The organism is Bradyrhizobium genomosp. I (2014), from assembly GCF_000261685.1.
Classification (GTDB): Bacteria; Pseudomonadota; Alphaproteobacteria; order Rhizobiales; family Xanthobacteraceae; genus Bradyrhizobium.
In genome coordinates, this window is the sequence record NZ_AJQE01000005.1 from 19,653 (window position 1) to 31,006 (window position 11,354).

Annotated in this window: 6 protein-coding genes and 1 pseudogene; 5 read left to right on the plus strand and 2 right to left on the minus strand. The window is 64.4% G+C overall.

Annotated elements, in window-relative coordinates:
* Positions 1-39 precede the first annotated feature (39 nt).
* The 4 genes and pseudogenes from IC50_RS00345 (at position 40) to IC50_RS00360 (ending at position 6,323) form a co-directional block, all read left to right on the plus strand.
* A complete protein-coding gene (locus IC50_RS00345) occupies positions 40-1,212 on the plus strand; it encodes an efflux RND transporter periplasmic adaptor subunit (RefSeq protein WP_035699195.1) in 1,173 nt (390 codons plus the stop codon).
* Positions 1,209-4,352, plus strand: coding sequence for an efflux RND transporter permease subunit (locus tag IC50_RS00350; protein ID WP_035699197.1), 3,144 nt, complete (start codon positions 1,209-1,211; stop codon positions 4,350-4,352). Before IC50_RS00345 ends, IC50_RS00350 begins: the two co-directional genes overlap by 4 nt.
* Positions 4,339-4,769, plus strand: a pseudogene (locus IC50_RS00355) (thioesterase family protein). The gene IC50_RS00350 and the pseudogene IC50_RS00355 overlap by 14 nt, the downstream one beginning before the upstream one ends.
* 72 nt (positions 4,770-4,841) lie before the next feature.
* Positions 4,842-6,323 (plus strand): sensor histidine kinase, encoded by a 1,482-nt coding sequence (locus IC50_RS00360; RefSeq protein ID WP_035699198.1) that lies wholly within the window; start codon positions 4,842-4,844, stop codon positions 6,321-6,323.
* 24 nt (positions 6,324-6,347) lie between these two features.
* Here the strand turns inward: IC50_RS00360 and IC50_RS00365 are convergent, their stop codons facing one another.
* Positions 6,348-8,636 (minus strand): FdhF/YdeP family oxidoreductase, encoded by a 2,289-nt coding sequence (locus IC50_RS00365; protein ID WP_035699200.1) that lies wholly within the window; start codon positions 8,634-8,636, stop codon positions 6,348-6,350.
* Positions 8,637-8,884: 248 nt separating this feature from the next.
* Between IC50_RS00365 and IC50_RS00370 the strand changes: the two genes are divergently transcribed.
* A complete protein-coding gene (locus tag IC50_RS00370) occupies positions 8,885-10,132 on the plus strand; it encodes an oxalate decarboxylase family bicupin (RefSeq protein ID WP_035699201.1) in 1,248 nt (415 codons plus the stop codon).
* A 144-nt stretch (positions 10,133-10,276) separates the two neighbouring features.
* On the opposite strand, the gene cydB is transcribed toward IC50_RS00370, so the two are convergent.
* The gene (gene cydB, locus IC50_RS00375) at positions 10,277-11,263 is read right to left on the minus strand and encodes a cytochrome d ubiquinol oxidase subunit II (RefSeq protein ID WP_035699203.1); all 987 of its coding nucleotides are present in this window, start codon (positions 11,261-11,263) and stop codon (positions 10,277-10,279) included.
* Positions 11,264-11,354: the final 91 nt, after the last annotated feature.

Sequence of the window (11,354 nt, forward strand, 5' to 3'; positions counted from 1 at the left end):
CGGTTCCGGCACTCCCGGAGATCAACAAGGACCATTGCCGTGAAACGGAACCTCACCATTGCACTGGTCGCTTTCGCCGCAATCCTGATCGGCGGAGGGCACTGGTTCTTCGGAAGCGATCGGAAGCCGGCCGTGGCGGCCGCGCCGGTGCCAGCCGCCGTGCCGGTGGTCGCCGCCACCGTCACCGGCAGGGACGTCCCGATCTACCTGCGCGGCATCGGCACCGTCATCGCCTACAACACCGACGTCGTGCGCAGCCAGATTCAGGGGCAGATCGTCAAGATCGCCTTCACCGAGGGACAGGCCGTCAAGGCCGGCGATCTGCTCGCCCAGATCGATCCGCGCCCTTACGAGGCCCAGATCGAGCAGCTGACGGCCAACCGCGACCGGGACCAGGCGCAGCTCACCAATGCGGAGGCCAATCTCTCCCGCTACAATCAGCTCGGCGACAAGGGCTATGCGACCCCGCAACTGATCGAGACGCAGACGGCGCAGGTGGCACAGCTCAAGGCCGCCGTGAAGGCGGACCAGGCGCAGATCGATCAAGCCAATGTCCAGCTCAGCTATACGCGCCTGACATCGGCGATTCCCGGCATCACGGGCGTTCGCCAGATCGATGTCGGCAACGTGATCCATCCGACCGATCCGAACGGTCTCGTCGTCGTCACCCAGATCGAGCCGATCTCGCTGTTGTTCACCCTGCCGCAGACGGACCTGCCCGTCATCCAGCAGCACGTCGCAAAGGGCGAGCTGAAGGTCATGGCCTACAGCCAGGACAACAAGATGAAGCTCGACGAAGGCACGCTGCTGCTGGTCAACAACGAGATCGCGGGAACGACCGGCACCGTTCAGCTCAAGGCGGTCTTTCCGAATCGCGAGCACCGGCTGTGGCCGGGCCAGCTGGTGAATGCGCGCCTGTTGCTCGAAATTCAGAAGAACGCGCTCACTGTCGCGGGCTCGGCCGTGCAGCAGGGACCGAACGGCAGCTATGTCTATGTCGTGACCGGCGGCCAGACGGCTAGCTTGCGTCCGGTTCACGTCGCACAGATCAGCGATGGCCAGGCGCTGATCGACCAGGGGCTGAAGTCAGGCGACGTCGTTGTGGTCGACGGCCAGTATCGGCTCACGGAAGGCAGCCGCGTCCGCGAACTGCATGGCAAGGCGGCGCGGGAGGCCGACCTGCAGAGCGCCGTGCAGGACGCGATCCCATGAACCTTTCGGCGCCGTTCATCCTGCGGCCGATTGCAACCGCCCTGCTGATGGCCGGCCTGCTGCTGTGCGGCCTTGCGGCCTATCCGCTGCTGCCGGTCGGTGCGCTGCCGAACGTCAACTACCCGACGATCCAGATCTCGGCGCAATTGCCCGGCGCCGACCCCGGCACCATCGCCTCGTCGCTCGCCACACCGCTCGAGCAGCAGCTCAGCCAGATCCCCGGCATCACACAGCTCACCTCGTCCAGTGCGCTCGGCGTGGCCCAGCTCACGGTGCAGTTCGAGCTGTCGCGCACGGTGGACAGCGCGGCGGTCGACGTGCTCGCGGCGATCAACGCCGCGAGCCCGTTCCTGCCGCCGAACATTCCCTACCCGCCCACGATCAGAAAGGTGAACCCGGCGGAGACGCCGATCATGCTGATCGCGCTGACGTCGGACTCGCTGCCGCTGACCACGGTCGACGCCTATGCGGAAAATATCCTGCTGCCGAAGATTTCGCAGGTTCCCGGCGTCGGCCTCGTCGGCATCGGCGGCCAGCAGAAGCCTGCGATCCGCATCCGCGTCAATCCGCAGGCGCTTGCCGCGCGCGGCATCGGCCTCGAAGACGTCCGCAACGTCATCGCCGGCGCGAACGTCGATCTGCCAAAGGGCACGCTCAACAGCCCGCGCGTCACCTATACGCTGAACACCAACGACCAGCTGCTGAAGCCCTCCGCCTACGAAGACCTCATCATCGCCTATCGCAACGGCTCGCCGGTGCGGATTCGCGACGTGGGCACGGCGATCGAGGCACCCGAGAACGACCTTCTGGCCGGCTGGTACGGCAAGGAGCCCGCCATCGTCCTCGCCGTCCAGCGCGTGCCCGGCGCCAACGTCATCGAGACGGTCGACCGCGTCAAGAAGCTGCTGCCGCAGCTGCAGGCTTCCGTTCCGCCGGCGATCAAGGTGACGATCGCCGCCGATCGCACCGCCACCATTCGCGCAGCAGTTTCCGACGTTCAATTCACGCTGCTCCTGACAGTCGCCCTGGTGGTCATGGTCATATTCCTGTTCCTGCGGAACTTCTGGGCCACCGTCATCCCGGCGATCACCGTTCCCCTGGCGCTGATCGGGACATTTGCGGTGCTCTATGTGCTCGGCTACAGCCTCGACAACCTCTCGCTGATGGCACTGTCGATCGCCGTCGGCTTCGTGGTCGACGATGCTGTCGTGGTCATCGAGAACATCGTGCGCCATCTCGAACAGGGCATGACTCCGCTGGAGGCGGCGCTCAAGGGCTCCGCCGAGATCGGCTTCACGATCGTCTCCATCACGCTATCGCTGATCGCGGTTTTCATTCCGCTCTTCCTGATGGGCGGCTACGTCGGCAAGCTGTTCCAGGAATTCGCCGTCACCATCACTGCCTCGCTGCTGCTGTCTCTGATCATCTCGCTCACCCTGACGCCCATGATGTGCGCGCGCCTCCTGAAGGACGATTCACGGAGAAAGCACGGCCGGATCTATCTCCTGTTCGAGCGCGGCTTCGATGCCCTGCTCGCGCTCTACGCGCGGGGCTTGCGCGTGGTGCTGCGGCATCGCTTCGCGACGCTGCTCGTCATGCTCTCGACCATCGCGTTGACCGGCTACCTCTACGTGATCATCCCGAAGGGATTCTTCCCGCAGCAGGACACCGGACAGATCGTCGGCATCACCGAGGCTGCCCAGGACATCTCCTTCCCCGCGATGTCAGAGCGCCAGCAGGCGATCGTGGGCATCCTCTCAAAGGATCCCGCGATCCAGTCGGTAGCGAGCTATATCGGTCCGGGCGGCCCGACCGCGACGCTCAACCAGGGGCGCATCTTCATCGTGCTGAAGCCGAAGCCCGAGCGCAAGGCGAGCGCCGACCAGGTGATCAACCGGCTGCGCCCGCGACTCGCCCACATCCAGGGCATCACACTGTACATGCAGGCGGCGCAGGACATCACGATCGGCGCACGCCTGTCGAAGACACAATATCAATACACCCTGACCGATGCCGATTCCAACGAGCTCACCCACTGGTCGGCGATCTTCCTGGAGAAGCTCCGCGCGCTCGACCTCATCAGCGACGTCGCAAGCGACCAGGCCAATGCCGGGCCGCGGCTGGAGGTCACCGTCAATCGCGAGGTCGCCTCGAGCTTCGGCATCCTGCCGACGACGATCGACAATGCGCTCGACGACGCGTTCGGCCAGCGCATCGTCTCCACCATGTTCACCTCGCTGAACCAGTACCACGTCGTGATGGAGGTCGATCCACGCTTCCAGTACGGACCCGAAGCGCTCAAGGACATCTACCTGAACTCGGCCTCCGGCCAGCAGGTTCCGCTGAGCACGCTGGTCCATGCCGTCATCAAGCCCGCGCCGATCCTGATCAACCACCAGAGCCTGTTTCCGTCGGTGACGATCTCGTTCAACCTGCGGCCGGGTGCCGCGCTGGGCGATGCCGTGACGGCGATCCAGAAAATCGAGAAGGACACCGGCAAGCCCGCCTCGCTGTCGACCTCGTTCCAGGGTAACGCCCAGGCGTTCCAGTCCTCGCTGTCGGGCACGCCGTTGTTGATCGGCGCGGCGCTGATCGTGATCTACATCATTCTCGGCGTCCTCTATGAGAGCCTGATCCATCCGATCACGATCCTGTCGACGCTGCCGTCGGCGGGGATCGGCGCGCTGCTGCTGCTGCTGGCGGTCCACATGGATCTCAGCGTCATCGCCATCATCGGAATCATCCTGCTGATCGGCATCGTCAAGAAGAACGGCATCATGCTGGTCGATGTCGCGCTCGAGGTGGAGCGCCAGCATGGGCTCAGCCCCGAGGAGGCGATCTACCAGGCCTGCACGCTTCGCTTCCGCCCGATCCTGATGACGACGATGGCTGCGCTGCTCGGTGGCGTTCCGCTGATGATCGGCTCCGGCACCGGTGCGGAGCTGCGCCAGCCGCTCGGCTACACGATCGTCGGCGGCCTGATGCTGTCGCAGATCCTGACGCTCTACACCACGCCCGTCGTCTATCTCTATCTCGATCGGCTGGGCAACTGGTTCACCGGACGCAAGCCGCAGGCGGCGAAGGCATCCACTCCATCCACGACCGGGGCAGAGACGGAATTGAGCCATGAATCCGCTTGAGAAAGTGAAGACCGGCATGACGGCGGACAAGCTGGTGACCGTCACGCGCGAAATGACGGTCGGCCATGTGGTGCCGGGCATGCCTGAAGTCTACGGCACGCCGATGATGATCTTGCATATGGAGATGGCAGCGGGATCGGCGGTTCAGCCGTTCCTGCCCGCAGGCCATGTCAGCGTCGGGATGATGGTCAATATCCGCCACCGTGCGGCGACGCCCGTCGGCCGCGCGGTGCGCGCGACGGCGCGATCGAGGCCAGGAGCGTTCTGTTCGAGGTCGAGGCATGGGGCGGCGACCGCAAGATCGGCGACGGCACCCACCGCCGTGGCGTCGTCAATGTCGCCGAGTTCGAGAGACGATTCGGCGTGACCAGATCCATGGCCGAGATGGCCTTAAAGTCGCACGCGGTTCGGCCGTAGCTTCGTGCGTTTTGGCAAAGCGCTTACGAAAACGCAAAAGACCGCCCTTCGGCGGCACGGTAGACCTTCCGCATGACAGTCGAACGCCTGGATGGCTCCAACCCCGTACGGCCCCGGCGATGGTGGCACCGCGTGCTGCCGATCCAGACGATACAGGATCGGATTCTGCTGTGGGCCTGGGGCAGCCTCGTCTTGACCCTGCTGTCCTTCGCCTGTTCGCTGCTTGGCGACAACTTCACGGTGATCGCTTTCGCCGCTTTTCTGGCCGCTTCGCTGACGCTCGTCGGCGCGATCCTGGATATCACGGCCCTGAAGAAGGCCCACGCCGAGTTGGAGCGGAGCGAGCTGCGCTACCGCCATTTGTTCAGCCGCATGCCGATCGCATTCCGGCAGCTCGACGCCACCAAGCTCGTCGTGCTGTTTCGAAAGCTGCGCGCCGAGGGCGTCAAGGATCTCGGCGCCTATTTCGACAGCCATCCCGAATTTCTCCGCACCTGCATGGATGCGCTCACCTTTCAGGAGGCCAACGAACGAGCCATCAAGATGTTCGGGGGAGGCGTCGAGGGCTATGTCGGACGTTCCATGGCCGATAGCTGGAAGGAACGCCCCGATACGTTCCGCCGGGCGATGGAGTCCCGCTATCGCGGCGAGACGAATTTCGAGGAAGAGACCAGGATGGTGACGTGGGACGGCCGCATCGTCGACGTTCTCTTCACGACCGCCCGCGTCGGCCCGATCAACGATCTCGAAGTCAGCCTGGTCGGCACGATCGACATCTCGCAACGTATTCGCGCCCAGCAGAAGCTCCAGCAGGTGCAGGCCGAGTTCGCGCATGCCGCGCGGGTCTCGATGCTCGGCGAGCTCACCGCCTCGATTGCTCATGAAGTCAATCAGCCGCTCGCGGCCATCGCCACCAACGGCGCAGCCGGACTTCGGTGGCTGAACAGGCCCACTCCCGATATCGTCGAGATCCGCAAGACGATCGAAAACATCGTCAAAGATGCGCAGCGGGCGGCGAACATCGTGTCGCGCGTTCACGGAATGGCTTCCCGGAGGGCCCCCGAACAGACATCGCTGTCATTTGATGAGATCGTTCGCGAAGCGCTTCTCTTCCTCCGGCACGAGCTCGAATCCCGCGCGGTGACGATCGTGCATCGGCCCGACCCGAGCGCGCCGCAGGTGCTCGGTGATCGCACCCAGCTGCAGCAGGTGATCGTCAATCTGGCGATCAACGCAGTGCAGGCGATGACGCAGGCCGGATATGACGATCGCCGGATCGTCATCAGCACGGTCTCGCCGGACGCTTCGACATTGTGCTGCACCGTCGAGGACAACGGTGCAGGCATCGCCGCCGAGCATGTCGACCGGCTCTTCGACAGCTTCTTTACGACCAAGGAGACCGGGATGGGCATGGGACTGCCCATCTGCCGGTCGATCGTCGAAGCGCATGGCGGCCGGATCGGCGCGGAAGGCAATGGCGCGCTCGGCGGAGCCCGTTTCTGGTTCACACTGCCGGTCTCCGTCCGGGCGGACTCGCCGCACTGCGACGCGTGACCGGAGCGTCTCGGCCGCGGGCTCTTATTGCCCGATCGCAGCCGAGCGCACCAGGCGGATCGGAACGCCCTTGTATGACGGCGTGAAGCTGAGCGGATCCCGGGCGTAGAGCGGGACCAGCGGATTGGTCTCCGGATAGTATGCCGCACAGCAGCCGGTCGGGAAGGAGTAGGCCACGACGCGGAAGTTGCGCACGATCCGCTCGGCGCCATCGGTCGATGCGGTTATCAGGTCGACGCGATCGCCGTCGGCCAATCCCCGCTTCTTCAGCTCATACTCGTTGAGGAACACCACGTCGCGCTGGCCGAACACACCGCGGTAGCGGTCGGACATCGAGTAGAGCGTGGTGTTGTACTGGTCGTGGCTGCGTATGGTGGTGAGCCAGAGGAAATCGGCATCGCTCTGCGGGTCTTCGCCGCACCCCGGAAACACCAGGAAGTTCGCCTTGCCCGACGGCGTCGCCCATATCCGCTCGCGCGCCGTCGAGGTGAGGTGAAAGCCGCCGGGGACACGAATACGGGCATTGTAACCCTGGAAGATCGGGAACACCGCCTCGATCGCATCGCGGATCCGGTCGTAGTCGGCAACGAAACCGTCCCAGTCGACCACCGTGCGCTCGCCCAGGGTCGCCTTGGCGACGCCGGCGATGATCGCGACCTCGCTGCGCAGATGCTCCGATGCAGGCTTGTTGCGGCCGCCGGACGCATGCACCATCGACATCGAGTCCTCCACCGTGATCGACTGCGGTCCCGACGCCTGGACATCGATCTCGGTGCGTCCGAGGCATGGCAGGATCAGGGCGGCGCGGCCATGGATCAGGTGGCTGCGGTTGAGCTTGGTCGAGACGTGGACGGTGAGATCGAGCTTGCCAAGTGCCGCCTGCGTCGCCTGCCAGTCCGGAATGGCGGCGGCGAAATTGCCGCCCATCGCAAAGAAGGCCCTCACCTCGCCGCGGATCATGGCCTCCAGCGCGGTCACGACGTTGTGCCCCGGCGCGGACGGCGGCTTGAAGCCGAAGCGTTGCTCCAGGCGCTCGAGGAAGTCTGCCTTGGGAACCTCGGTGATCCCCACGGTGCGATCGCCCTGCACGTTGGAATGGCCGCGAACCGGGCAGACGCCGGCACCTTCGCGCCCGACATTGCCGCGCAACAGCGCGAGATTGGCGATCTGCTGCACGTTGTGCGCGCCGCGCCAGTGCTGGGTGATGCCCATGCCGTAGACGATGATGGCCCGCTCTGCCTTCATGTACGCGCCGGCCGCATATTCCATGTCCTCGCGCGTCAGGCCGGACTGACGTTCGATGTCGGGCCATTGCGTGCGCTTGAGATCGTCGATCAGCGCTTCGACGCCGACGGTGTGACCGCGAATGAAATCCCAGTCCAGGATCTCCGGCTGCTCGGCGGCGCGGGCAACCTCGTCCGCCTCGACCAGGATCTTCATGATTCCCTTGAGGACAGCGACGTCGCCGCCGACCCGCACCTGGAAGAGCTTCGAGCTGATCGTCGTCGACGTCAGCGTGATCATCTCGACCGGGCTTTGCGGCGCCTGGAATCGCTCCAGCGCGCGTTCGCGAAACGGGTTGAACGAGATGATCGATGCGCCGCGACGCGCCGCATTGCGCAGGCTGGTCATCATCCGCGGGCTGTTGGTGCCCGGATTCTGGCCGAGGATGAAGATGCAATCGGCCTTGTCGAAATCTTCCAGCAGCACAGTGCCCTTGCCGACCCCGAGCGAGTACGGAAGGCCGACGCTGGTTGCCTCATGGCACATGTTCGAGCAGTCGGGGAAATTGTTGGTGCCGTATTCGCGTACGAAGAGCTGATAGAGAAAGGCTGCCTCGTTCGAGGTCCGCCCGGAGGTGTAGAACTCCGCCATGTTCGGTTCCGGCAGTGCCCTGAGCTCACGTCCGATCATGTCGAACGCATCGCTCCATTCCACGGGGAGATAGCGGTCGGATGCGGCATCATAGGCCATCGGATGCGTGATCCGCCCGACCATTTCGAGATCATAGTCGCTCCAGCTTGCGAGCTCGGTGATGGTATGCTCGGCGAAGAATTCAGGGGTGCAGCGCTTTGAGGTTGCCTCCCAGGCGACCGCCTTGCCGCCATTCTCGCAGAACTCGAACGACGAGGTGTGCTTCGGATCGGGCCATGCGCAGCCGGGACAATCAAAGCCCTGCGGCTGATTCATTCGGCTCAACGTCGCCGCGCCCTTCAGCGGCACGCGCTGGACCAGAAGCGCCTCGCTGAGCGCCTTGAGCGCGCCCCAGCCGCCGGCTGGTTCACGGTAGGGACGAACCGATTTCGTGGTCATCTCGATATCTCTCGATCTTGCACTTCTCCGGGCCAGTTAAGGATCGGACGGGCAGAGCCGTCTTTTCAAAACGAAGCCGAATTTCTCAATTGGACCGCTCGATTCCGGACCGCCGGTCGCAGCAGCCAGTGCATTCCGGCAAAAGGAGCGCCGTTCCCGGAAGCTGAAACGACGAGCGGAAACTAGGGTTGGCGGTTGGAGCCCCGGCGCCACAGAGGGCTTTCGCCAATCTTCAGGAGCGACCCAACATGTTTTCACGACGCGATTTGCTGGCCATGTCCGCGGCAGGCGCCGCTATGGTCGGCTCCAGTGCACAGGCCGCAACCTTCGGCAACCCGGATGAACCGCCGCAAGGGGCGGTAAACGCCAGGAGCCCGGGAAGCCTGACCGATCCCGGTCCGCAGAATCCCGCACTCGCCAAGCAATTCCCATCGGTGCAGAGCCCGCCCGCGACCGATGTCGGCGGCCTGCCGATGGATTGGGCCTCGTTCAATAACGCGCCGAAGCGGATCCAGAATGGCGGCTGGGCCAGGCAGGTCACCGTCGAGGACTTCGCCATCTCCAAGGAAATCTCCGGCGTCAACATGCGGCTGTCCGCCGGCGGCATCCGCGAGTTGCATTGGCATCAGGCCGCCGAATGGGCGATCATGACCTACGGCACCTGTCGCATCACGGTGCTCGACACCCAGGGGCGCCCCTATGTCGCCGACCTCAAGGCCGGCGACCTCTGGTATTTTCCGTCGGGCGCGCCGCATTCGCTGCAGGGACTGGGTCCCGACGGCTGCGAATTCGTGATCTGTTTCGATGACGGCCATGCCAACGAGTTCAACACGTTGCTGGTGACGGATTGGCTCGCCCATACCCCGCCCGAGGTCCTGGCCAAGAACTTCGGCGTCCCGGCCGAGGCCTTCGCCAAGATCCCGCTGCACAATCTCTGGATCTTCCAGGGGACGGTGCCCGGCGATCTCGCCGCCGATCGCGCCGCAGTCGCCAGGCACGCCGAAGCGCCGCCCTACCCGTTCGTCCATTCGCTCGGCAGCTCGACCCCGGTCAAGGAGAGCTCCGCCGGAAACATCCGCGTTGCCGACAGCAGCAACTTCAAGGTGTCCACCACCGTCGCCGCGGCACTGGTGACGATGCCGCCGGGAGCCGTCCGGGAAATGCACTGGCATCCGAACGCCGACGAGTGGCAGTACTACATCAAGGGCAAGGCGCGGATGACGGTGTTCGACACCGGTCCGAACGCGCTGACGACGGATTTCTCGGCCGGCGACATCGGCTATGTACGGCGCAATCTCGGCCATTACGTCGAGAATGTCGGCGACACCGAATTGCAATTCGTCGGAGTGTTCCGCGCACCGCGGTACGAGGAGGTCTCGCTCTCCAACTGGCTGACGCACACGCCGCCCAAGCTCGTCGCCCAGCATTTCAACATCGACGAGAAGCTGATCGCCCAATGGCCGGACAACGGCCCCGGCGTCATGCCCAAGTCCTGAATGTCCAAGTCCTGAATGCCGAAGTCCTGAAAGACAAGCTCCTGAACCTGGGCCATGAACGAGGGCCTGAACGAAAAAGGCGCCGGAAACGGCGCCTTTCTTCTTGGCCGCGATAGCTCACGGCAGGTTCGAGCCGCGCGTCCGTCAGTAGTGATCGACCGCCGCCGCGGACTTGCCGCGGAAGACACGATAGCCGACCGCGACATAGAGCAGCATCAGCGGAAAGACGAACAGGCCGGCGCCCCAGAACAGGAATGCGAGACTTGCATGAGGCGCCGCGGCCTCGTCGATCGTCACGACGAACGGGATCATATAGGGCCAGAAAGACAGGGCGAGCGTGCCGAACGCCGCCGCGAAGATCAGCGCGACCATGTGAAATGGCCAGTAATCGTCGTGGCGCAGGACACTCGTGGCGAGCACTGCGGCGGCTCCGGCGCCGACGAGCGGAAACAGGAACAGATAGGGCCGGTCGGTCCAGCGCTGCAGGATCGGAAGATGTTCGGCAAGCGCATAGGCGAAGACGACGATCAGGAACATCAGGACGCCGATGGCCAGCGGCGGGATCTGGCGCCGCGCGGCGTCCCGAACGGGACCATCGCACTTCCTCACCAGCCAGCAGGCGCCGAGCAGCGAATAGCCGAAGCAGAGTCCAATCCCGCACAGGGCAGAAAAGACAGTGAGCCAGCCGAACGTCCCGCCGACGTAGTCGCCCTTGGAGAATTGAAGCCCTGCGACCAGGGCCCCCACCATCGCGCCCTGCATGAAGCTGGCGGCAAGCGAGCCCGCGACGAAGCTGACGTCCCAAATCCAGCGCGAACGGAGCGCCTTGCCGCGAAACTCGAACGCCACGCCGCGCAGGATCAATCCGAGCAGCATCACGATGACCGGGATATAGAAGGCTGACATCACCGTGGCGTATGCCAGCGGAAAAGCGCCCCACATGATCACGCCGGCGACGACCAGCCAGGTCTCGTTGCCATCCCAGACCGGAACGACCGTGCGCAGCATCGCCTCCCGTTTCGCCTCGCTGCGTGCGAGGCCGAACAGCATCCCGACCCCGAGGTCGAAGCCGTCCAGAAGGAGATAGATCAGGATGCTGATGGCAAGAAGCGCAACCCAGAACGTCACCATGGCTATTCTCCCGCCTCGACGATGGTCGGCATTTTGTCGGCCAGCGACATCGGCCGGTTGGGCACGGGAACGTGCAGCGGCTCGCCGCCGA

What these genes read in the sequence shown, in the direction of transcription:
- IC50_RS00350 (WP_035699197.1), top strand. Translation starts at nt 1,209, where the DNA reads ATGAACCTTTCGGCGCCGTTCATCCTGCGGCCGATTGCAACCGCCCTG.
- IC50_RS00360 (WP_035699198.1), top strand. Translation starts at nt 4,842, where the DNA reads ATGACAGTCGAACGCCTGGATGGCTCCAACCCCGTACGGCCCCGGCGA.
- IC50_RS00365 (WP_035699200.1), bottom strand. Translation starts at nt 8,636, where the DNA reads ATGACCACGAAATCGGTTCGTCCCTACCGTGAACCAGCCGGCGGCTGG.
- IC50_RS00370 (WP_035699201.1), top strand. Translation starts at nt 8,885, where the DNA reads ATGTTTTCACGACGCGATTTGCTGGCCATGTCCGCGGCAGGCGCCGCT.
- cydB (WP_035699203.1), bottom strand. Translation starts at nt 11,263, where the DNA reads ATGGTGACGTTCTGGGTTGCGCTTCTTGCCATCAGCATCCTGATCTAT.